Genomic DNA, 23,516 nt, shown 5'->3' with positions numbered 1-23,516 from the left:
ATTACAAACAACGTCCTCTTAATTGCACACTCAAATCTCGCCATATAACGTCATTGACTTCGTGTTCGTTATCGCAATACTGACGCTCTTTTAGCTCTTGATTTAATAACTCAACAGCTTGGTCTTCTAGCTGTAACTTTAAAACACTCGACTCTTCAAAATGCTCTTGCTCAATATATTGCTTAACCTCACCACGACTTGGTCTGTTATTAGGACCACGGTCAAGATTAAAGTTTTCACGATGCTTAGCTTTTACTGAAACAACATAAGCAAAAATTTTATTACCTTGCGCATCTTTTTTTTCATGAAACTGTTTGTTGTTTATTTCAAAAGGAGGCCCGTCACTTGACGCACAACCTGCGAGTAAAACCATCATCACTAGAACACTTTTTTTCATGTTTTTTGTCGTTTTAGTTTGTAATTAAGCCGAGTCTATCAAAATTTGTCATAAACAGTAAAAATTAGCGAAAAAATACTTGACCAAATTTATAAAAAAATTTAAAGTTCGTCCCGCTTGGAACTCAGCAGCCAAGTAATTACGTAAATCGTAATTTAGGAATGTGGGGCTATAGCTCAGCTGGGAGAGCGCCTGCCTTGCACGCAGGAGGTCAGCAGTTCGATCCTGCTTAGCTCCACCACTTTCCTACCTCCTCATCAAAAACCAAAAATTATTTTTTCGTAGTGTTAATTACTTTCTTTTCTAACTAATTTTTATAACTTTCAACTTGAGTCTTTACAACTTATTAGCTATATATAATGTCATATGTATTAATGCTTTAGGCTTATCATGGACACCCCTAAGCGCTCAACGTTAAAAAAACTTGCTGTTATTGGTTTGACTGCTGGCGCGATTACGCATGCTCCTTATGTTTTTGCCCGAAAAAAAGTCACTTTAAGAGTCCTTGGTACACATGTCACATTACAAGATGCTATTCGAAAACAAGCGATGAGCGACTTGGGTATTAATATCGAATTTACACCCGCAGGCAGTGCAGCCGTTTTACAAAGAGCGTCAATGGCCCCAAGCTCCTTTGATCTATACGAACAATGGTCAAATAGCATAAATGTGCTGTGGAATGCAGGCTCTATACAGCCAATAGAAAAAAAACGACTCACTTACTTTAATGAAATTAACAACCTCACTAAAACTGGAAAGCTCACCGAAAATGCAAATATTGGTGCAGGCGATGCTCCGTATAAATTATTAAATGTCCAACCCGATGGTACATTAAGCGAGCACGAAAGCGATCACATAAGCTTTTTGCCTTATGTGCACAATGTTGACTCTTTTGGTTACAACACTGATTTCATCAAACCAGGTATAGCTTACGAAACAGAAAGCTGGAGTTGGCTATTAGATGATACGAACCGAGGAAAAGTAGCCATTGTAAATGCCCCTACTATCGGATTATTCGATTTGGCCTTAGCTGCACAAAGCAAAGGCCTCATAAAATTTAATAATATCGGTTCAATAACGCGTTCAGAAATGGATCGACTCTTTAGTATATTACTTGATTTTAAACGCCAAGGTCACTTTAGTGGGTACTGGAACTCTGTGCCAGAATCAATCGAGTTTATGAAGAGCAAACGTGCGCATATAGAGAGCATGTTCTCACCAGCAGTAGCCGCGCTTAATAGCCAAGGTGTTAATGTGCGCTTTGCCGCTCCAAAAGAGGGTTACAGAGGCTGGCACGGTGTGATGTGCTTATCGTCACAAACACAAAATAGCGTTAAAGATGCTGCTTACGATTATATGAATTGGTGGTTATCAGGTTGGCCGGGGGCTTTTATAGCTCGTCAAGGTTATTACATTAGCAACCCTGAACGCTCAAAGCCACTACTGAGTTCTTCTGAATGGGACTACTGGTACGATGGTAAAGCAACTGAAATAGACTTACGAAATACCAACGGTGATATAACGATAAAAGCAGGAGAGGAACGAAATGGAGGTAGTTATCTCAAACGTTTCAGTAATGTTGCAGTATGGAACAGTGTTATGCCAACCTACGATTACAGTTTGCAAAAATGGCATGAGTTAATTAGTCGCTAATGAAAATTCGTTCGATAAAATCAAAAATAATTTTAGCTTTGTGCTTACTTATGAGCTTATTAGTACTGCAAAGCTATTTATTTAATTATTCACAAAAATCATTATTAAACTTACAAAAAGCACAACACAATGCACTGATGCAAAATGAAAGTGTAACGCGTTTAGAAAACGATGTTATTTCACTGCAAAGTCAGGCGATTGCTTATGTTGATAAAGCAAATCAAAATACAATCGAAAAATTCGACCTTTATTTAAATGAAGCAAATAAAAACCTCAATCTCTTAAAAAGCAATTCTGTAGAGCATTCTTTAGAGTATCAAAGTGCACTAAACAGACTTGGTGACTACCTAAGTAACTATCAAGACACGTTCAATCAAATTGTGATGAATCGAACTAAACGAGAGCAACTTTACATAACGCAATTTAAACAACCTATTACAGATCTAAAAATACAGATAACGAAATTAGAAACGCAAGCTTCCCCTAAAAGCAAAGCTATTTTTAGCGATATATTGCTTACTATAAGCAACCTAGAGCACGCGGTAGTAAGTTACCTGTATAAACCTAATTTTGACGAAGCACAAAATGTTAATAAAAACCTTGAGCATTTACACTCAAAATTAGCGAAAGCACCTAGCATAAGCAGTGTCTCCATGAACACGATTACAAACTTAAAGAAAGCCTACAGCCAATTAATGCTGCTGACACGTAGCTACACTTTTTCGATTAATGTTGTGCTTACTGGTATTGAAAACGAATTACTCTATTTAGCTAATCAAGTCAAAAAAACTGAAAAACTGAAATTTAATGAAACTGAAAAACAGCTCAGCTCCCACCTAATAAGCTACACAGAACAAGCGAATTTATTCGCTTTGTTAATCACTATTATTGTTATATCAGTCGGCTACTTTATTTTTAGATCGGTCATTAAACCAATTACTCAGTTAACCACTTTACTAAACGATATGAGTAATGAAAAACAAGTTACGCTCAATAAAAACCATCATAATCAAAGCGAGATATCCGCAGTAATAAAAGCAGCAAATATGTTGTATCAAAAAAATCAGCAAACCAAAGAGCTGCTGATTGAAACGCAGGCGTTAAATATCCAAATGGAGACTATGAACAAAGAGCTTACAGTTGCGATAGCACAAGCCGAAAGTGCTAACAAAACAAAAAGTGACTTTGTGGCAAACATGAGTCACGAGCTGCGAACGCCAATGAATGGCGTATTAGGTATGCTACAGCTTTTAAGAGACAGTACTTTACCTACTAAACAGCAACATTACGCAGACAAAGCATATTCAAGTGCACATAATTTACTGCATATCCTGAATAATATTTTAGATTTTTCTAAACTTGAATCAAAAAAAATAAAAATAGAAGAAATACCATTTACTCTCGACTCTATTGTAAAAAACACGGGCAATTTATTTAAAGATACCGCGAATCAAAAAGGCTTAGCACTTGAATTTAATCTACATGCTGACCCACATTTAGAGCTGATAGGGGATCCATTTCATCTGAACCAAATCATCAATAATTGCGTCGGAAACGCAATAAAATTCACTGAACATGGGAAAATTCAGTTAATTGTAGAAACAATATCCCAACAAAAAAACATAATTGATTTAAGGTTTTGTATTAAAGATACAGGCGTAGGAATTGAACCTGAACAGGTCGAGAAAGTATTTAACTCTTTTTATCAAGGTGATGCTTCTATTACTCGCAAATACGGTGGCACGGGGCTTGGGTTAACTATTAGCCAACAATTTACAAAAGTACTCGGTGGAAAAATTCAAATTCGAAGCGAAAAAGATAAAGGCAGTGAGTTTTATTTCACCTTACCATTTAAACTTTCACCACAACACAGACAAAAAAAACGAGCCTTACTCATTACGCCACAAAAAGAACAAGCTGCCCAACTTGTGTCTTTACTCAGCAGTGTTGGAATAACACCCGAAACAACAGAAGAGCCGCTACGCGCTCTCGCTAAAATATCTCAACCAAGCTCTCCTTTTGATATTGTCATTTTGTCATTGACGCAAGAAGAAGCCAAAAACAGCATTATTCTACAAAAACTCACTGAAAACAGTCAGCTATCTAAAAACAATTTAAAAATCATCATAATAATTACAGATACCGATCAGCCTCACACCCAGCCAACACAAAAAAATGTACATATTATAAATAACAGTTACAAACAGTCGGATATCTTAAAATTACTTGCATCTGAAAGCAAAGCAACCATCACCCCAAAGCCTGATAACTTGATTAAATTTACTGGTGTAAAAGCACTCATTGTTGACGATAACCCTCTGAATATAGAAATCACCTCTGCAATGTTAAAAAAATTAGATCTAGACATTGTAACGGCAATGAACGGGCAGGAAGCCGTTGAGTGTGTTAAAAACAATATATTCGACATTATTTTTATGGATATTCAAATGCCAGTAATGGATGGTATTTTAGCCACCAGTAAAATTAGAGAAAATGGCGAAACGTTACCAATAGTGGCATTAACCGCAGCAGTACTTCCTGAGGATAAAAAGGCAGCTATTGATGCAGGAATGAATGACTTTTTAACCAAGCCCCTCATTTTTGATATGCTATTTCAAAGCCTTGAAAAGAATTTATCAACGCCCCAAAGTGGTTTACTCATTAATATCCCTCTAGCACTTGATAACTTAGATAATAATGAACGTTTGCTAAATAAATTGATTACACAGTTCGCGATAGACTATGAAAACTTTATTGTAAAGTTTCAAAAGCTACAAGAAACTAATAATAATATTGAACTTGCCCGCCATGTTCATGCAATAAAGGGTTTAACGGGCACTTTAGGATTAGAAGTTTTAGAGCAGCTAGCTAAAAAAATTGAATCTCAAATACGCAATAAAGAAGTTGTTTCATTTTCACTGTTTAGTGAGCAATTTGTAATTACTTTGCATGCAATTAAACAGTATCTAACAACTCAACGCCTTAGCGAAGATGTCAGTTTAGAAGGCAATGAAAATGCAAGTGAGCTTACAACCCTTATTGATAAAATTTATGAATTAACAATTAACTCAAAGCCAATTCCTAGTAGCTTAGTAAGAAGCTTAAATGGCTTCACTTTGAAACCTCCTCATCCCTTACTTGGACTTAAGTCGGCAATAAATCAATTTGACTATCAATTAGTATTAGAGTTGATAAGCCAATTTCGTGATGACAATTTAAATTAGCCAAGCGTAAAAAACTAAGCTAGATTAGATATTAAAGACTCAAAAGGATTGAATGTGCATTCGATGTATCCGGCTAAAAATACTAGTGAAGCTCAAGATAAAAAACAAAAACCTTTAGTGCTAATTGTTGATGATGAGCCAAACAATCTTCATGTACTAGTTGAAGGGTTACTTGCTGACTATGACGTAAGAGTATCTATTAGCGGCGAACAAGCCCTAGCTTTTATAGAATCAACACGCCCCGATTTAATTTTGCTTGATATAATGATGCCGGGTATGGATGGCTATGAAGTATGTGAAATATTAAAATCACGCCAAAATACCAAAGGAATCCCCATTATTTTTGTGACAGCACTGACCACTGAAGACTCAGAAGAACATGGGTTTGAATTAGGTGCTATTGATTATATCCACAAGCCTTATAAACTTGCTTTAGTAAGAGCCAGGATTCGTACTCACATAACATCTCAGGGTATGTTAGACCGACTTATAGAGAAGAACTTTGACCTGCACGATAAGCTCCTTGAAATAGAATCTCTAGCACAAGAATTAAGTGAAAGAGAAGAGGAACTTAAGCAATTATCATCTAAACAAAAGCTTTTCTATCAGGCGTTGGTGAGTACTGCCGATGGTGTTGTTATTACTGATTCCGATGGTAAAATAATTGCTGTTAACCCTTCCTTTTGCCGTATCACAGGCTTTACTGAAGCCGAAGCGCTAGATATTAAGTTACATAAACTAAAACAAAATAACCAAGCCGGTATAAGCTTCAATAATGTTTGGCAACACGCTAACAAAGCCGGTTATTGGAGCGGAGAGCTCGTTACGCGTCGTAAAAATGGTGAGCTATACCCTGAATTACTGACACTAAGTCTGGTAAAAGGTGAACAAGACACAAATATTCATTTCATTGGTGTATTTAGTGATATTTCGAGTTTGAAAGTAACCCAAGAACGCATTGACTACCTTACTTGGCATGACGAGCTAACCGCTTTACCTAACCGAAACGGTTTTCTAAAGCAGCTAGAACAACAATTACAGCGATGTTCTTTAGACAATAACTACGCTTATATTTATATAATAGACATAGACAGCTTTCACTCAATTAATGATGGCCTTGGTTTGTTAGCAGGCGACAAAGTTCTTAAAGAACTTGCCAATCGTATCCATAATAAACTTGATAAAAAAGACGTTATTGCACGCTTAGGCAGCGATGAATTTGCCGCTTTGAGTAGTGTTGACAAAGGCGTTGGTCGACTAAGATCACAAGAAATTGCAGAACATAAGGCACAAGAGTTATTAAGAGTTATTAACGAGCCTTTCATAATTGATGATCAACAAATAAGTATTACAATTAGCATCGGCACCTATATTTTCCCTAGAGAAGATCAGTGGGAAAATGCGATTGAAACGATCAGAAACTGCGAAGCTGCTTGTTATAAAGCAAAAGAAAAAGGCGGTAATAGAGTCACTTTCTTTGATAACTCTTTTGGTGAACAGGCAAAGCGCCGCTTTGAAATTGAACAAGACTTACGAAAAGCAATATCGCAAAATGAATTAACACTTTATGTTCAGTCTCAATTTGATAGTCAGCAAAAGTTAAAAGGTGGCGAAGTGCTCTTACGGTGGATGCATCCTGAGAAAGGCTTTATTAGCCCCGCTGAGTTTATTCCTATTGCTGAAGAGTCAGACATTATTTATGAACTAGACTCATGGGTACTTACAAATTCTTTGTCGCTTATTCAACAGTTAGATGATCGTCATTCAACACTGAGCTTATCGGTAAATATTAGTGGTAGACACTTTCATGAAGCACGTTTCCTATCATTATTAAAAACTAAAATAGAGTTTTACGAAATAAAACCAAACCAGTTAACTATCGAAATTATTGAAGGCACCTTACTCAATCACATAGAGTCCGCCATTGAGGCGGTACAATACCTAAAAAACTTAGGTGTTCGTGTATCCATTGATGACTTTGGTACGGGTTATTCAAGCCTTACCTACCTCAAACAATTGCCTATTCAAGAATTGAAGATAGACCGCTCATTTGTGTTTGATGCGCCGACTGATAACAACGATAAATTAATTATTGATATGATTGTTAGCTTAGGAAAGCTATTTCAGTTGAAAGTTGTTGCCGAAGGAGTAGAGAATCAGTCCCACTTTGATTTATTCCAAGAGTACCCTGAAGTAATTATGCAAGGCTATCATTTGCATAAGCCAGAACCAGCAAGTGATTGGATAAAAAAATTAAAATAAACCACAAATACAGCAAAGCCGAGCAATGCTCGGCTTTATTACTTACATCGTTAATTTATTCACGAACTTGGCCTTCGCCATTTACTAAGTACTTCTCAGTAGTGAGTGATTCAAGCCCCATTGGACCGTATGCATGAAGCTTGGAGGTCGCTATACCAATCTCCGCACCCAGACCCAATTGTGAGCCATCAGAAAAGCGAGATGACGCGTTAACCATTACTACAGAAGCATCAACACTGCGTTGAAATAACTCTGCGGCAGTTTGATTTTTAGTACAAATCACTTCGGTGTGGTTTGAACCGAACTGTGCAATATGCTCAACTGCTGCCGTAAAGCTTGGAACAACGCGAATAGCAATTTCTAAATCTAGATACTCTTCACCAAATTCATCATCAGCTAAAACGGTTGCGTTATCAAAATATTTAGCTGCAAAACTGTCTGCATTTATTTTCACACCTTCTTGGCGTAATACGACTGCACACAGATTTAAAAACTCATCTGCCACATCTTGATGAACAACTAAGCCCTCTAGTGCATTACAAACACCGGTACGCTGCGTTTTACCATTAAGTAGTAAGTTAAGGGCTACTTCTAGATCTGCATCTTTATCCACATATAGATGACAAACACCTTTGTAATGCTGAATTACAGGAATCGTACTGTTTTCAGTAACAAAGTTGATTAAGCCTTCGCCGCCACGTGGAATAATTAAATCAATACTTTCGCGTTGCTGCATTAACTCCATTAATAGCGCACGATCTGGATCTGGAATCACTGAAATAAGTGATACTGGTAAGTTATGCTTTTCAAGTACGCTATGCATCACACTTGCGATAGCTTGTGAACTTCTAAGTGCTTCTTTACCGCCACGTAAAATTACGCCATTACCTGATTTAAAACATAATGCACCAGCGTCTGCTGTCACATTCGGGCGTGCTTCGTAAATCATACATACAACGCCAAGAGGTACGCGCATTTTACGAATTTTGATACCGTTTGGACGCTCGGTAATATCTCGTAGCTGACCAACAGGATCATCAAGGCTTACTATAACTTCAATGCCTTGTGCCATTGATTCAATACGCTCATCGTTTAACGTTAAGCGGTCGATCATTGAGGCAGCTAAGTTATTGTCGCGTGCTGCGCTTAAATCACTTTCATTTTCTTTTATTATAAATGCTTTTTGCTCTCTTAATGCCGCTGCCATTTCAACTAATACTTGGTTTTTAGTCTCGGTATCGAGTAAAGCAAGTGTATGTGCAGCTTTAGCTGCCTGACGTGAAATGTCCGTAATTAAACTCATGACTTCTCCAATAATGCGATATGTTTTTCAGATATAACTGGTCCAATTGAATCCTGCATTTTTTCGCTGAATTCACTCTGTTCGTTGTCTGCAATAAAGTTTAACAAACAGCTACTGTAATTTGCGGTCGCTTTAGCTAGACGCGTACCGTCTTCACTTCGTACTAAAATGGTATCACCGATAGCAAATTCACCGTGTACTTCAACGATCTCATCGCCGCGAATACACCCAGTTTCACCTTCTAATGACTCATCAAACGACCCATCAACAACAACTTCACCTTGCTCGTTTGCTGTATGTGTCATCCAATGTACAGAATCTTGCATTGGCTTTTCGTATGGCGAAAAAATAGTACCTGGATTTTCTCCAGCTAATAATCGAGTAAATGTTTCTTCTTTAAAGCCATTAATAATATAAGTGGCTATACCGTGTGATGTTGCCTTTTCCGCAGCCTCTATTTTGGTTTTCATACCACCGGTGCCTACAGCACTCGTAGCACATCCTGCCATAGCATAAATAGATTCATCAATTGATTTTATTTCAGGTAATAAAACAGCATCGTCGTGCAAATTAGGATTTTTATCATATAACCCATCAACATCCGAAAAAATCAGTAAAGCATCTGCATCTGCTGCAGCGGCAACCATAGCGGATAAATTATCGTTATCACCTACTCGTAAATCGTCTGTTGTCACAGCATCATTTTCATTGATGATTGGTAGCACACCGTGCTCAAGTAACGTAAATACGGTTTCCCGAATACTTTGATAACGCTCATGATCACGTAAATCACCATGAGTTAGTAGTAATTGCGCAGATGGAAAGTCGAAAAAACGGTCCCACATGGCAATCATTTCTGTTTGGCCTGCTGCCGCCATTGCCTTTTTCATTACAACTGAACGTGGTTTATCTGATGGAAACAAGTGCGCGCCAGCCGCTACCGAACCAGACGAAACTAGGATCACCTCAATACCACGCGCACGGCAACGAACAATAAACTGTGCGATGGTTAATATATAACGTGAACGGCAGCCATCGTGATCCGGTGCAATTAAAGCGCTGCCTACTTTAAGTACAATGCGTCGCCAATTTAACTTTTGCATAAATGCTCAACTTTCCATTTTATTTGCGCTCACTACTCGTGAGCTAAAACTAAGTAGCTAGGTATAAAACCTTGCTTCGAATTTATTTATCGTTTGACAGCACTTTTAAACGCACACGAAAAGGCCAAATCTAAAACGTTGTTTTAAATTTAAGCTCAGATATAAAGTAGCACCCACCCAGTGTTATGAGCAGTACCAATAAGAAAGTTTAAAAGTGTTGTTTATGCATCGCTGTAAAAAGCTGTGTGTGGCTTTTCTATTAACAACATACATAGAGCCTCTAGAGTCTGATACACCAACAGATAGGGTGAAGACTCAAGGACCGAGATTTAATCGCCACGATGGGGATTAAATATTGAAAAGTAATAGTTCAACTCAAACCTTTATTTGTTAAAAAAAATAAACAAACTTGTCCAGTAAAACCATACTTAAGAATTCGGAAAATAAAATTTTAACGTTCAGATACTAATTTAGTATCCAAAACATGATTATAAGCAGTAAAAATGACCGTAGTATTAACGTTCTACTATTTCAACCAACAATCTTAATTAGATAACTAATAATTCGAACTCGAAGTATAATACGCTAAATTACACAGTAAGATCAAGGCTAAAATTCAAACAGAGCTATTACACATTAATAATAAAACATATATTTTCATTATAAATCAACAAGATAATAGTAGTTAATGTGCTTTTATAAAGTCTTTGCATCCAAGATCCAAAATTAAAGATCACTAATCTTTTATTAGCAGCTAAAATTGATTAGTAATATTTGAATTTCCCGTGTATACCCCTGTATTAATAATTAACAAAAGTTATACTTTTAAAATATATCGTCATAAATAAGGAATTCTTAATCTATGTCAGCAATTTATATAGCCGGTATCGCACTTTGCTCTGTACTTGCCCAGTGGGTCGCGTGGGCATTTAGAGTACCCGCTATTCTTTTTTTATTGCTTACTGGTCTTTTACTTGGGCCATTTAGTGGTGTTTTAGACCCTGATGCATTGTTAGGTGATTTACTGTTTCCAGTTGTATCACTAAGCGTTGCAATCATTTTATTTGAAGGTTCACTTACTCTGCATTTCAGAGAATTAAAAGGGATTGGAAAAGTTGTAAGAAACCTTTGCTCAATCGGCATGCTTACTACCTGTATTATTATTAGCCTAAGCGCCTATTGGTTACTTGAGCTTAATTGGCGTGTAGCTGCAGTATTAGGTGCAGTGTTAGTTGTAACAGGCCCTACTGTGATAGCACCGCTATTAAACTCAATGCGCCCAACACAAGACATTGACCGCATACTACGCTGGGAAGGTATTGTAATAGATCCAATCGGCGCATTGTTTGCTGTATTAGTATTTGAAGCCGTAATGCTTGTAGGCCAAGGCGAAGTATTTAGCCACACTATTATTGCTTTAGTTAAAACCCTCGGCGTTGGTTTAAGTATTGGTGTTGCTGCAGGCTGGCTAACAACACTATTAATGCGCCGCGAATGGCTACCATTTGAATTACATAAGTTTGGAATTTTAGCGTTAGTACTCATTAGTTTTTCTGTATCAAACTATTTAAGCCATGAATCGGGTCTTTTAGCTGTGACAGTATTTGGCATTTGGCTTGCTAACCAAGACGATTTAGAAATAGATTCTGTACTTGAGTTCAAAGAAGACTTGTCGATGATATTAATATCAACGCTGTTTATTTTACTTGCAGCACGCTTACAGCTCTCTGATTTAATGATGCTCGACAGCGATGTATTTATATTTTTAGCCATCGTACTTTTTGTTGCACGCCCATTATGTATTGCTATTTCGACCTTTGGTACTGACCTACCAATGAAGTCTCGCTTGGTACTTGCTTGGATAGCTCCACGCGGTATAGTCGCCGCTGCCGTTGGGTCGGTATTTGCACTTAGTATGATGGAGTCTGGTGTTGCTGATGCTGAAAAAATGGTACCTCTCATATTTACAGTAATTATAATTACCGTTGTACTACAGAGCTTAACTGCGATTCCTGTTGCTAAACTTTTAGGTGTACGCCAACCATCGCCAAATACGATTTTGATTATTGGTGCAAACCATGTTGCACGTGCCATTGGCCGAGGCTTAAAAGATCAAAATATTCCTGTTCATTTATCAGACCCAGCATGGGAAAACTGTAGAATGGCACGTATGGATGGCTTAGCGTGTTATTACGGTAACCCGCAATCGGAGCACGCCGAACGCTATTTACCACTAACTACTATTCGCAGTGTACTAGCACTCTCACCTAATCGTCATCACAACGCGTTGGGCGTCCAATATTTTTCTCACTTACTTAATGAGAAAAATGTATTCTCATTGCGCTCTTCAACGTCGCACGCTAAAGCAAATAAAGACAGCGCAACGTTTTTATCACGACAAATACTTTTTGGTGACGAAGGGTCATATGCACGCTTAAGCAGCATTATAGCTAAAGGTGGTAAAGTTAGTTCAACACGTATTTCTGATGAATTTAGCTGGGAGCAATATCTAGAAATGAACCCTGAGGCTATACCACTGTTTATTCTCATTGGTGATAAAGACAGTGATGAGGATACACCAATTAAGCTCAGACCGTTTACAATCAACATGGAAAAACCGCCGCAAGAAGGCGAACGCGTTGTTGCATTACAGCCGCCTAAAATGTCAGTTTTAAAAGACCCGCAAACAAAGGCTAAAGAAGACAGTTAAATACTTTTACAGTCTGTAAAAACTAAAAAACCCTAACTTAAAAAGTTAGGGTTTTGTTTTTTAAAGCCATTAAATAGGAAGACGAGCTCGAGCAACCACACTTGCTGGCATTTTTTCAGCTAATTGAGTAAGTGATTGTTCAATTTTTTGATGGGTTGCCTTATCTGCCACCATAGAGTTAAACAACCATCGATACGCATCTTCAAAGTCTCGTGGACTACCAAAGCCATCATTAAATAATTTAACCAAGCGCAATTGAGCTTTTAAATTGCCTTGCGATGAAGCTTCACGTAAATACGTAATTGCCATCGCTTTATCTTGTTGCACTAATCGGCCAGTGTCGTAGTAACGTCCTAGTTGCTCTAATGCTGCCGCTAAGCCCTGCTGAGCAGCTTTACGCATATAATACACACCTAACTCTACATTGCGATCAACGCATACGTTATAAGCCAGCATATCGCCATATAAAAACTGATAAGACGGTAACGCCATTTTATTGGCTCGTGCTTCTATATCTTGCACTAACTGGCAATCATCAGCCTTTACGCGCTGTAAATGGACATTTTTATTTATCAATGCAATCAACTCAGGCTCAGTGTACAACGGCACAGCAGCAGACGTTTCCTCAGCTAAGCTATTGCCACTTATGAGTAAAGAGAGTGATGTTAGCGATATTGCCAACATTGAATTACAAAATAATAAACGCATATTCGCCACATATAAAAATGATATCTACAAAATACTATACAAAGATCGTTCCAAAGTGAATTTTAGGCACAAAAAAAGCTGCACTAGGCAGCTTTTTTTAATCTAATAGTAATTACGCAAACGGGTTGCGAAGTACCATAGTCTCTACACGATCTGGGCCTGTAGAAATAATATCAATTGGAACACCCGTAATTTCTTCAATACGCTTGATGTAGTCAATTGCAGCTTTTGGTAAACCGTCAAGACTTGTTACACCAACTGTGTTCTCTGACCAACCTGGCATCTCTTCGTATACTGGTGTTACTTTATCGTAACCTTCAGCTGCTAATGGCGTTACGTTAGTAACTGTACCATCTTCGAGCTTGTAACCAATACAGATTTTAAGTGTTTCTAAACCATCTAAAACGTCAAGCTTAGTTAAACAAAAACCTGAAATACTGTTGATTTGAACTGCACGGCGCATAGCCACTGCATCTAACCAACCAGTACGACGAAGTCGACCTGTTGTTGCGCCAAACTCATGGCCTTTATCGCCTAAATGCTTACCAACTGGATCTTGTTTATCAAGACCATCGTAAAGCTCTGTAGGGAAAGGACCTGAACCAACACGTGTCGTGTACGCTTTAATAATACCTAGAACGTAATCAAGGTTTAATGGACCAAAACCTGCACCCGTCGCAACGCCACCAGCGGTAGTATTTGAAGACGTTACATAAGGGTAAGTACCGTGATCGATATCAAGTAACGTACCTTGCGCACCTTCAAATAAAATGTTTTCGCCTGCTAAACGCGTTTGATCTAAAAGCTCAGTTACATCTACAACCATTGCTTTTAAGATATCAGCAACAGCCATTGCATCATCAAACGTTTTTTGGAAATCTACAGCATCTACTTTGTAGTAGTTAACTAAAGTGAAGTTATGGTATTCAAGAACTTCTTTTAATTTAGTTGCAAATAATTCCGGATTAAACAAGTCACCTACACGTAAACCACGGCGCGCCACTTTATCTTCGTACGCTGGACCGATACCACGACCGGTAGTTCCAATTGGCTTATCGCCACGAGCAGTTTCGCGGGCTACATCTAATGCAACATGGAAAGGCAAGATTAGTGGACATGCTTCGCTTATTAAAAGACGCTCGCGTACTGGTACGCCGCGCTCTTCAAGCATGCCAATTTCTCTCATTAGCGCTTCTGGTGATAAAACTACACCATTACCAATCACACATTTAACATTGTCACGTAATACACCCGATGGAATAAGGTGTAGAACCGTCTTTTCACCTTCGATAACTAAAGTATGACCCGCATTGTGGCCACCTTGATAACGAACTACTAAAGATGCTTTGTCCGTAAGGAGGTCAACTACCTTACCCTTACCTTCGTCACCCCATTGGGTGCCTAATACAACAACGTTTTTACCCATTGTAAATTCACTTAGAGAAAATTAGGACGAGATTTTACCAGAAAACTAAAGTAAAGATCACCCCTGTTCAGCTTATTTTTTCCGCGTAGTTTTTTTTAAACCTAAACGATAGCTAATAACCACATAAATAACAGTAATTTAAACTATTAAATACCCATTAACAAAAAGCCCCGCAAATGCGAGGCTTTTAACTTTTAAATACTTAATGTAAAGCTTATTGAGCTTTAGCACCTTTCATATATTGGAAGAAGTCGCTATCTGGTGAAAGCACCATAACGTCTTGCTTATTTTTAAAAGTCTTTTTATATGCTTCTAGCGAGCGTACAAAACTAAAGAACTCAGGGTCTTTATTATATGCATTTGCATAAATCCCAGCAGCGTCTGCATCACCTTGACCACGTACAGAACGAGAATTACGCTCTGCATCAGCAAGCATAACCGTTACACGGCGATCGACACCGGCACGAATAGTTTCAGCTTTTTCTTGACCTTCAGAACGATGCTCTTTTGCAACGGCAGTACGCTCAGCGCGCATACGTTGATAAATAGAGCTACTGACTTCTTGAGGTAGGTTAATTTGCTTAACGCGTACGTCGAGCACTTCAATACCTAACTCGCGTGCACTTTCAGAAGCTTGTACTAACGCCTCTTCCATTAACTCGCTACGCTCACCTGATACAATTTCGCGAATAGTTCGCGTACCAAAGTTAGTACGCAAGCCATTATTTACTTTTTGTTCAAGTAACGTTTCAGCATATTGCTTATCGCCACGAGCACGTAAGTAAAAAGTGCTAAAATCGTTTACACGCCATTTTACAAATGAATCAACAATTAAGTCTTTCTTTTCACTTGTAACAAAGCGGTCTGGCGTACCATCTAATGTTTGAATACGCGCATCAATACGTCGTACTTGGCTAAAAAATGGTACTTTAAAGTGTAAACCAGGGCTGTAAACAACAGCACTGTCTTCACTGTCTTTTTGTACTTTGCTAAATAGCAAAACAATTGCTTTTTGCCCTTCAGGTACAACAAAAACTGACGAGAAAGACATCACAATGGCAGCTAATAGTATTACTAAACTAAAGTTTTTCATTATGCTTATCTCCCTTCATTAAAGCGATCATTGTTAAAGCGGTCATTACCACCATTAACAGTGCTATTGCGTGATGTATTCACTTTATTACGTAAATCTTGAATATCACTTGAGCTTGGTAGAGCAACACGTGTTGCTGTGCCTTGCTTATCCATGATCTTATCAAGCGGTAAATAAATCATGTTATTACCACCTTTAACATCAACCAATACTTTAGAACTACTCCCTAACACTTCTTCCATTGCATCAATGTATAAGCGCTCACGAGTAACTTCTTTAGCTGCTTGATATTCAGGTAATAACTTTTCAAACCGAGCCACTTCACCCTGTGCTTCTAAAGTTATACGCTCTTGGTAACCTTCAGCTTCCTGCGTCATACGTGTTACTTGACCACGTGCACGAGGCTCAATTTCACGGGCGTAGGCCTCTGCTTCACGAATGAAACGTTCTTCATCTTCTTGTGCAGCAATTGCATCATCAAATGCATCTTTAACTTCAGTTGGCGGACGAGAATCTTTAAAGTTAACGTCAGTTACAATTAAACCCAAGTTATATGGTTCGATAATCTTATTAAGCTCATCCCATGTATTTTGACGAACAACCTCACGACCATTAGTCAAAACTTGGTCCATTTTGGCATGGCCCACAACATAGCGCAGTGCGCTATCTAATGCTTCTTCTAAGCTGCTATCAGCATTAGTTACACTAAATTTGTAAAGGTATGGGTCAATAACTCGGTATTGCACCTGAAACTCAACGCTTACTACGTTTTCGTCTTCAGTTAACATAAAGCCAGTAGCTGATAGTGAACGAACTGCTTCAATATCGACTGGGATCACTGTTTCAATAAACGTCATTTTCCAACGCAGACCTGGATCTGCAATTCGGTCATATTTGCCAAATTGAAGAACCACACCACGCTCGGCTTCTTTTACCGTGTAAATACCACTTAACGCCCATACAATAACGGCGATAATAAGTATAAATGAAATACCGGCTCCGCCAAGTCCACCACCGCTACCATTGCCGGATTTTTTCCCGCCAAATAAGCCGCCGAACTTGTTACTAAATTTACGGAACACCTCGTCTAAATCAGGTGGGCCTTGATCACGTCCGCCTTTATTATTCCACGGATCTTTGTCATTGCCATTATTACCCGGTTCATTCCAGGCCATAGCTATACTCCATTGTTATCTAAATAAATTAGGAAATTGTGTTAAATCTAACAAATCTACCGCGTTTCTCATACAAAAACCGACATTTAAACGTCAATTTTTAATTACGGCTGATAAAACCAGCAATTTCAGGACCAAATTCTTTAATTAAACGATTCCACTCAACCATAGGCATTCTAACATCTAACAGCCAATTACCTTGATCATCAAATCGCTCTTCATGCACTGCATTTAAACTAAATAATGCAGCCCTTAGGCGACCATACAATGGCGTAAGAAATAAGGTTTCGTTAAACATTTTCTTAGCAAGTAACTCACTAATGGCCTCACTAAGTAATTCACAGCCTTCACCAGTCTGGGCGCTAAGCCACACCCTTATAGGTTGTCCTTCGTCATCGCGATCAATACGGGGAGCTGCGTTATCTAGCGCATCAATTTTATTATAAATTAATAGCTGTGGTACTTCATCGGCTTCAATTTCTTTAAGCACCGATTGTACTTGTTCAATATTTTCTTGAAGACGAGAGTCTGCTGCGTCAATTACATGTAGCTGTAAATCAGCTTCACGAGTTTCAGTAAGCGTTGCTTTAAAAGCCGCGACTAAGTCATGCGGTAAATGACGAATAAAACCAACCGTATCCGCTAAAATAACGGGGCCAACATCACCTAATTCAAGCTTGCGTAAAGTTGGATCAAGCGTTGCAAACAACTGATCGGCCGCATATACGTCTGAGTGTGTAATACGATTAAATAACGTAGATTTACCCGCATTCGTGTAACCCACTAACGATACAGTAGGTATTTCATTACGTGTACGAGCTCGCCTACCTTGTTCGCGCTGTACAGCTACTTTAGCCAAACGCGCACGAATATTTTGAATACGAGCACGAAGTAATCGTCTGTCGGTTTCAAGTTGGGTTTCACCTGGCCCACGCAAGCCAATCCCGCCTTTTTGACGTTCAAGATGGGTCCAGCCTCGAATTAATCGAGTTGACATATGGCGAAGTTGTGCCAATTCAACCTGCAGCTTACCTTCATGGGTACGTGCACGTTGGGCAAAAATATCAAGAATTAGCGTCGTTCTATCAAGTACACGACACTCACAAACGCGTTCTAAGTTACGCTCTTGTGACGGTCTGAGTTGATGATTAAAAATAACGACATCTGCATTGTGGATTTTGACAATTTCAGCTATTTCTTCTGCTTTACCGGTACCGACGAATAGTTTCGGATGTGGTGCTTGACGGCTGCCTTGCACAACCGCCAAACTACTAACACCAGCAGAGGATACCAACATTTCTAATTCATGAAGATCTTCACGATCTCCTTCTTTAGGTAAGTCGATATGAACTAAAATTGCCTGTTCGCCGGATTCATAGCGGTCAAACAAGCATTACGCTCCTAATTAAAAGTTTCCAGCTTCTGGCTCTTCAGTGCTCTCATCCCCTTGAACACCTTGGAAGTTGACTGCGCGAGCAGGTACAACTGTTGAAATTGCGTGTTTATACACCATTTGGTTTACAGTGTTTTCAAGTAAAATAACAAATTGGTCAAATGACTGAATTTTACCTTGTAATTTTATGCCATTTACCAAAAAGATTGATACTGGAATGCGCTCACGACGTAGTGCATTCAAAAATGGGTCTTGTAACGATTGGCCTTTTGCCATGTTATTATTCCTTCGTTCTAGGTGTTATTATAATTAAGTGGCTGAACTTATTTAACAAAGCTAAATTTTGTTCAACTACTACTAGCTTAGCGAACTTACTACACGATGCAAGTTTTCTTCATCACCTGTTGTTAACCAAGTAACATCAGGCCAGCTTCTCAACCAAGTTAATTGACGTTTGGCCAATTGACGTGTAGCAGCGATGCCGCGAAAAACCATTTCATCATGGTCTATCTCACCCGCAAGGTAATCCCACATTTGTCTATAACCTACACAACGAATAGAAGGCATATTGGGGTGTAAATCCTTACGTAGATATAGGGTCGAAACTTCATTTTCAAACCCCTGATCAATCATTATTTTAAACCTTTCTTCAATTCGCGCATGTAATTCACTGCGTTCTTGCGGTGCAATCGCAAATTGATGAAAAGTATAAGGTAAAGGTGGCTGTTTTTGCTTTTGCAACTCAGTCATGGTTTTACCAGTTAATCGGTAAACTTCTAAAGCGCGATTAATTCTTTGTGAATCATTTTCACTCATTTTTTCAGCTGCTTTAGGGTCAACTTTAGCTAATTCTTTATATAAATGAGGCCAGCCAAATTCTTTAGCTTGTGCTTCTAATTCTGCTCTTATTACTGCATCTGCTTCAGGCAAAGGCGATAAACCATCAATTAAAGATTTGAAGTACAACATTGTACCCCCAACCAATACAGGTACTTTACCTTGTCTATGGAATTCGTCAATTTTTTGCACTGCATCGCGCCTAAAATCTGCAACTGAATACGTTTCACTCGGGTCAAGTAGATCAATTAAATGATGTGGAGCTTTAACAAGTTCTTCTGCATCGGGTTTTGCAGTTCCAATGTTCATATCTTTATACACTAACGCTGAATCAACGCTGATTATTTCTGTATTTAAATGCTCGCACAGTGAGATAGCCAATGCTGTTTTACCAGCAGCAGTTGGACCCATTAAAAATATAACTGGTAAATTACTCAACACTGATACCTTAATCTAATTGCGTTAAATAGTGATTTAACTCTATTTTAACTGCTTTTTCGCGTAAGCGTTCAATAGTTTGCGGATTATTTTGTAAGCGTATTTGTTGCGCTAAAAATACATTGCTCAAATAAAATCGAGTTGGTACACATTTCATCTGCCACGCTAACCAGTTCTCTATATTTTCGAGTCCCGCTTTACATGCATCAAGCAGCTCACCTATTGCTGTACTTACATCAAGTAAATATAAACACGCTGGTAATTTTTTAACCATTACAAACTGTTTTTCTATTACGAGTTCAAAACCAAGTAATGTAAACCACGATTGCTGAGCCTTTATAAGCAAGCAATCTTCTTTGTCTAGGCTTACCCGCACAGGTAACAAAAGGGCTTTCCCTTCTAAACTTCCGAACTCTTTAATTTGATTATGCCAATCATCAACTAATGCATATTTAAAATGTGAGCAATACAATTGCTGCTCTTCACTAAAGACACACACTCCTTCACTAACACTTATAATAGAAACAGCTTTTAAGACATTATCAACAGATACTGACTGGTGTTGTGCTGCAGATACATTGGCTGTATTGTCAAAATGCGCAGCGTGTTGCTCACTCACTCCTTGATAAAACGCATTTACGTCATGATGATTCGCACTTGATGTAGCGCGATATGTCCCACTCCCCACGCCACTTCGTGTGCCTGATGACGAACTACCAGCACTTCCAGAGTAAGAGGGCTGTAATTGCGATTTAGGGTAATCAAATACTCCATCGCTCTCTATATTATTACCGCTACTATGTGTTGGGCTTGTGAACACAGAAGAAAATTCAGTTTCAGTGCTTACTGACTCGCTAACAAACTCACCTTGCAGAGGTACTACAACTTGCTTAATAGCTTGCAATATAAAATCATGAATTAATCGCCCTTGATGAAAACGCACTTCATGCTTAGCAGGGTGAACATTTACATCGACCTGTCGTGGGTCAATATCAATATAAATAACAAACCCAGGTAGCTCTTGCGTCCCACTCACCTCTTCAAACGCTTGGCGTATCGCATGTAAAATAAGCTTATCGCGCATCATGCGATTATTCACATAAGTGTACTGAGTAGTATTCGCTGAGCCTACAGGCAGCACCCAACCATGCAACTGTAAACCGCCTTCTCCTGATTGAATATGCAAACCTTGCTCGGCAAAGGCCTTGCCTGCAACTTGTGCTACGCGTGTTATAGCCTGAGAGGGATCAGTTTTGGCACGATACTGCCTTACTACTTTTTCGTTGTGAGTTAGTGTAATAGAGACATCAAAGCGACTAAGCGCAATACGCTTTATCAACTCATCAATATGGCTGAATTCAGTTTTTTCGGTGCGTAAAAATTTACGACGTGCTGGAGTATTAAAAAATAAATCTTTTACTTCAATGGTTGTGCCATCGGGGTGCGCTACTGGCTTTACTTGCACGGCCATGTCGCGGCCTTCTGCAAAAGCTTGCCAAGCTGCTTCTTGCTCTTTTGGTTTTGAGCTCAGCGTTAAACGCGACACAGAACTAATTGACGCAAGTGCTTCCCCTCTAAAGCCAAGTGAGCAAATGTTTTCAAGGTCATCAAGTGATTTTAATTTACTTGTTGCGTGGCGAGAAAGCGCGAGCGTTAGCTCATCTTTACTTATCCCAGTGCCATTATCACGAATACGAATAAGTTTGTGGCCGCCGCGCTCTATATCTATTTGAATACGGTTAGCACCAGCATCTAAACTATTTTCGACTAGCTCTTTTACTACCGACGCTGGACGCTCGACCACTTCGCCTGCAGCTATTTGGTTGGCTAAACGCGCGGGTAATATTTCAATATTCATGGAACTTCCTAGCAAACATTGCGCTGATAATAATGACTAACTTTGCGGTATATCAAGCTCTTGCCCAATAAATAAAGTATTAGAGCTTAGTTTATTAACTTGCTTTAATTTACTGACCGTAATGCCATAACGACTTGCCAACATACTCAAAGACTCTCCAGGGCGTACTTTATGTTTTGTTGGGTATTGCGACTTTAATTTGGCAAATAAAGAATCATCAGGTGGATTTTTTAAATAATAATTTTTAATTGAAGTAAATATCGCTTTAGCTAAACGCTCTTGATGATTAGCGCTTTTAAGTAATTTTTCTTCTCGCGGGTTAGATATAAACCCCGTTTCTACCAAAATAGATGGAATGTCTGGTGACTTAAGTACAGCAAGGCTCGCGTGTTGCGGATCTTTTTTATGCAGTTTGGCAACTTTACGCAACTCTTTAACCACCTCGTCGGCTACACTTAAGCCAGTTTTCATCGAGTGGTCCATCGACATATCAAGCAATGCTTGTGCTAGATATTTTTCATTAGCGGCATCTTTCATTACATCAGCAGCACCACCTAAAAGCTCAGAGTGCTTTTCTTTATCTTCTATCCATTTACCTATTTCTGAATTAGCACGCCTTAGTGATAACACCCAAACAGAGGCACCATTTGGTCCTGGGCTTGTAAATGCATCAGCATGAATAGAAACAAAAAAATCGGCCTTTTTTTCACGCGCTCGATTAGTACGCGTATTGAGTTTTACAAAATAATCACCGCTTCGTACCATACGTGAAATCATACCGCGCTCACCGTCGATCATACGCTCTAATCGCTTTGCTATTTGTAATGTGACTGTTTTTTCGTACGTGCCTGATGGACCTATGGAGCCAGGATCTTCGCCGCCATGGCCTGCATCAATTGCAATAACAATGTCGCGTTCTTGACTTAATTGGCGATTTTTAGCCGCTGTTTGTGCAGGTGATACAACAGTTTTTGCTTGGCTCTTATTATATAAATCAACAACGAGTCTATTTTTATAAGGACCAGTAGGTGCTAAAGCAAACACAACAGGCTTTACTGGTGCGTTTAATTCAAACACTAACCGTACACTGTGCTTATTTTTAGGTTTTGAGTAGCGTAGCTTGCTCACTATTTGATGTTTTGGTGGTACACCTGGCAGTATTTTTAACTCGCTAGTATTTTCTAAATCGACCACTAAGCGGCTAGGGTTTTTTAGCATAAAATAACTAAAGTCGGGCTTGTCACTTAAATCAAACACCACACGCGTACTGTCTGGAGATGGCCATACACGTACGCTATTAATCGTATTTTTCGCCCACAGCGGCAGGCTTATGGTAATAACCATAAGGTAAATAAAGAGTTTAACTGCACCTCGACTCATTTGATAATTACTGCCTTCACTATTTTATTGTTTTTTATTTAGTTTTTCGACAATTGCTACACCGCGATCACTCGCACTATTAATAACAATTTTACGTTCGTTACCCACATAGCTTAGGGTAATATCTAAATCAGGCACAGGAATAAATTCGCCACCTTTTTCAGGCCATTCAACAACACAAATTGCATTTGCTGAAAAATAATCGCGTATTCCCATGTATTCGAGTTCTTCAGGGTCGCCTAAACGGTATAAATCAAAATGATAAACATTTGCTTGTTCAAGCTCATAAGGTTCTACTAACGTATATGTGGGGCTTTTAACCTTACCAGTATGGCCAAAGCCTTGCACTACGCCACGGGTAAACGTGGTTTTACCAGCTCCTAAATCGCCATGTAAATAAATCACCGCACCTTGCTCTATAATAGCTGCAACTTGGTTCCCCATAGTAACGGTTGCCACTTCATCATTTAGGTGTGATTCAAAACTACGCGTCATTACTACCTCAAAAATTTACTTAAAAGCGCATGTTTGCCAATCATACCAGAATATTTATTTA

Annotated in this window: 17 protein-coding genes and 1 tRNA gene; 5 read left to right on the top strand and 13 right to left on the bottom strand. The window is 38.8% G+C overall.

What is annotated here, in order from left to right; translation table 11 throughout:
* Position 1 precedes the first annotated feature (1 nt).
* Positions 2-397 carry a hypothetical protein gene (locus D172_RS01795; protein ID WP_033023229.1) on the bottom strand — a complete coding sequence of 132 codons (396 nt, stop codon included), beginning with the start codon at positions 395-397 and terminating at the stop codon, positions 2-4.
* Positions 398-562: 165 nt separating this feature from the next.
* On the opposite strand from D172_RS01795, the gene D172_RS01790 reads away from it, so the two are divergent.
* From D172_RS01790 to D172_RS01775, 4 genes are all read left to right on the top strand, one after another.
* Positions 563-638 (top strand) — tRNA-Ala (locus D172_RS01790).
* Between the two features lie 149 nt (positions 639-787).
* On the top strand, positions 788-2,050 hold the full coding sequence (locus tag D172_RS01785; protein ID WP_007375950.1) for an ABC transporter substrate-binding protein: 1,263 nt from the start codon (positions 788-790) through the stop codon (positions 2,048-2,050).
* A 50-nt stretch (positions 2,051-2,100) separates the two neighbouring features.
* Positions 2,101-5,274: a response regulator gene (locus tag D172_RS01780; RefSeq protein WP_237113687.1), complete on the top strand. Its 3,174-nt coding sequence runs from the start codon at positions 2,101-2,103 to the stop codon at positions 5,272-5,274.
* Positions 5,275-5,337: 63 nt separating this feature from the next.
* On the top strand, positions 5,338-7,536 hold the full coding sequence (locus D172_RS01775) for a two-component system response regulator (protein WP_007375948.1): 2,199 nt from the start codon (positions 5,338-5,340) through the stop codon (positions 7,534-7,536).
* Positions 7,537-7,591: 55 nt separating this feature from the next.
* On the opposite strand, the gene D172_RS01770 is transcribed toward D172_RS01775, so the two are convergent.
* On the bottom strand, positions 7,592-8,839 hold the full coding sequence (locus D172_RS01770) for a glutamate-5-semialdehyde dehydrogenase (RefSeq protein WP_007375947.1): 1,248 nt from the start codon (positions 8,837-8,839) through the stop codon (positions 7,592-7,594).
* On the bottom strand, positions 8,836-9,942 hold the full coding sequence (proB, locus tag D172_RS01765; protein ID WP_007375946.1) for a glutamate 5-kinase: 1,107 nt from the start codon (positions 9,940-9,942) through the stop codon (positions 8,836-8,838). The genes D172_RS01770 and proB overlap by 4 nt, the downstream gene beginning before the upstream one ends.
* Positions 9,943-10,804: 862 nt before the next feature.
* On the opposite strand from proB, the gene D172_RS01760 reads away from it, so the two are divergent.
* Positions 10,805-12,652 (top strand): cation:proton antiporter, encoded by a 1,848-nt coding sequence (locus tag D172_RS01760; RefSeq protein ID WP_007375945.1) that lies wholly within the window; start codon positions 10,805-10,807, stop codon positions 12,650-12,652.
* Between the two features lie 69 nt (positions 12,653-12,721).
* Here D172_RS01760 and D172_RS01755 read toward each other — a convergent pair whose 3' ends face one another.
* The 10 genes from D172_RS01755 to tsaE form a co-directional block, all read right to left on the bottom strand.
* Positions 12,722-13,360 (bottom strand): tetratricopeptide repeat protein, encoded by a 639-nt coding sequence (locus tag D172_RS01755; RefSeq protein WP_007375944.1) that lies wholly within the window; start codon positions 13,358-13,360, stop codon positions 12,722-12,724.
* A 112-nt stretch (positions 13,361-13,472) separates the two neighbouring features.
* The gene (locus tag D172_RS01750) at positions 13,473-14,786 is read right to left on the bottom strand and encodes an adenylosuccinate synthase (protein WP_007375943.1); all 1,314 of its coding nucleotides are present in this window, start codon (positions 14,784-14,786) and stop codon (positions 13,473-13,475) included.
* A gap of 214 nt (positions 14,787-15,000) precedes the next feature.
* Positions 15,001-15,879 (bottom strand): protease modulator HflC, encoded by an 879-nt coding sequence (hflC, locus tag D172_RS01745; protein WP_007375942.1) that lies wholly within the window; start codon positions 15,877-15,879, stop codon positions 15,001-15,003.
* A 5-nt stretch (positions 15,880-15,884) separates the two neighbouring features.
* Complete coding sequence (gene hflK / locus D172_RS01740) at positions 15,885-17,054, bottom strand: FtsH protease activity modulator HflK (protein WP_007375941.1); 1,170 nt, start codon at positions 17,052-17,054, stop codon at positions 15,885-15,887.
* A gap of 100 nt (positions 17,055-17,154) precedes the next feature.
* Positions 17,155-18,444, bottom strand: coding sequence for a ribosome rescue GTPase HflX (gene hflX, locus D172_RS01735; protein WP_007375940.1), 1,290 nt, complete (start codon positions 18,442-18,444; stop codon positions 17,155-17,157).
* A gap of 15 nt (positions 18,445-18,459) precedes the next feature.
* The gene (gene hfq, locus D172_RS01730; RefSeq protein WP_007375939.1) at positions 18,460-18,723 is read right to left on the bottom strand and encodes an RNA chaperone Hfq; all 264 of its coding nucleotides are present in this window, start codon (positions 18,721-18,723) and stop codon (positions 18,460-18,462) included.
* Between the two features lie 81 nt (positions 18,724-18,804).
* Positions 18,805-19,722, bottom strand: a complete 918-nt coding sequence (gene miaA / locus D172_RS01725) for a tRNA (adenosine(37)-N6)-dimethylallyltransferase MiaA (protein WP_007375938.1) — start codon at positions 19,720-19,722, stop codon at positions 18,805-18,807.
* 10 nt (positions 19,723-19,732) lie between these two features.
* A complete protein-coding gene (gene mutL / locus D172_RS01720; RefSeq protein ID WP_007375937.1) occupies positions 19,733-21,580 on the bottom strand; it encodes a DNA mismatch repair endonuclease MutL in 1,848 nt (615 codons plus the stop codon).
* Between the two features lie 36 nt (positions 21,581-21,616).
* Positions 21,617-22,960, bottom strand: coding sequence for an N-acetylmuramoyl-L-alanine amidase (locus D172_RS01715; RefSeq protein WP_007375936.1), 1,344 nt, complete (start codon positions 22,958-22,960; stop codon positions 21,617-21,619).
* A 24-nt stretch (positions 22,961-22,984) separates the two neighbouring features.
* Positions 22,985-23,455 (bottom strand): tRNA (adenosine(37)-N6)-threonylcarbamoyltransferase complex ATPase subunit type 1 TsaE, encoded by a 471-nt coding sequence (gene tsaE, locus D172_RS01710; protein ID WP_007375935.1) that lies wholly within the window; start codon positions 23,453-23,455, stop codon positions 22,985-22,987.
* Between the last annotated feature and the right edge of the window lie 61 nt (positions 23,456-23,516).

The sequence above is a fragment of the Pseudoalteromonas sp. Bsw20308 genome (assembly GCF_000310105.2).
Taxonomy (GTDB): domain Bacteria; phylum Pseudomonadota; class Gammaproteobacteria; order Enterobacterales; family Alteromonadaceae; genus Pseudoalteromonas; species Pseudoalteromonas fuliginea.
The sequence above is the reverse complement of the archived record's forward strand: the minus strand, read 5'-3'. Positions and strand labels throughout refer to the sequence as shown.

Coding starts and splice junctions, on each gene's coding strand:
- D172_RS01795 (WP_033023229.1), bottom strand. CDS start 397: ATGAAAAAAAGTGTTCTAGTGATGATGGTTTTACTCGCAGGTTGTGCG.
- D172_RS01785 (WP_007375950.1), top strand. CDS start 788: ATGGACACCCCTAAGCGCTCAACGTTAAAAAAACTTGCTGTTATTGGT.
- D172_RS01780 (WP_237113687.1), top strand. CDS start 2,101: ATGAGCTTATTAGTACTGCAAAGCTATTTATTTAATTATTCACAAAAA.
- D172_RS01775 (WP_007375948.1), top strand. CDS start 5,338: ATGTATCCGGCTAAAAATACTAGTGAAGCTCAAGATAAAAAACAAAAA.
- D172_RS01770 (WP_007375947.1), bottom strand. CDS start 8,839: ATGAGTTTAATTACGGACATTTCACGTCAGGCAGCTAAAGCTGCACAT.
- proB (WP_007375946.1), bottom strand. CDS start 9,942: ATGCAAAAGTTAAATTGGCGACGCATTGTACTTAAAGTAGGCAGCGCT.
- D172_RS01760 (WP_007375945.1), top strand. CDS start 10,805: ATGTCAGCAATTTATATAGCCGGTATCGCACTTTGCTCTGTACTTGCC.
- D172_RS01755 (WP_007375944.1), bottom strand. CDS start 13,360: ATGCGTTTATTATTTTGTAATTCAATGTTGGCAATATCGCTAACATCA.
- D172_RS01750 (WP_007375943.1), bottom strand. CDS start 14,786: ATGGGTAAAAACGTTGTTGTATTAGGCACCCAATGGGGTGACGAAGGT.
- hflC (WP_007375942.1), bottom strand. CDS start 15,879: ATGAAAAACTTTAGTTTAGTAATACTATTAGCTGCCATTGTGATGTCT.
- hflK (WP_007375941.1), bottom strand. CDS start 17,054: ATGGCCTGGAATGAACCGGGTAATAATGGCAATGACAAAGATCCGTGG.
- hfq (WP_007375939.1), bottom strand. CDS start 18,723: ATGGCAAAAGGCCAATCGTTACAAGACCCATTTTTGAATGCACTACGT.
- mutL (WP_007375937.1), bottom strand. CDS start 21,580: ATGAATATTGAAATATTACCCGCGCGTTTAGCCAACCAAATAGCTGCA.
- D172_RS01715 (WP_007375936.1), bottom strand. CDS start 22,960: ATGAGTCGAGGTGCAGTTAAACTCTTTATTTACCTTATGGTTATTACC.
- tsaE (WP_007375935.1), bottom strand. CDS start 23,455: ATGACGCGTAGTTTTGAATCACACCTAAATGATGAAGTGGCAACCGTT.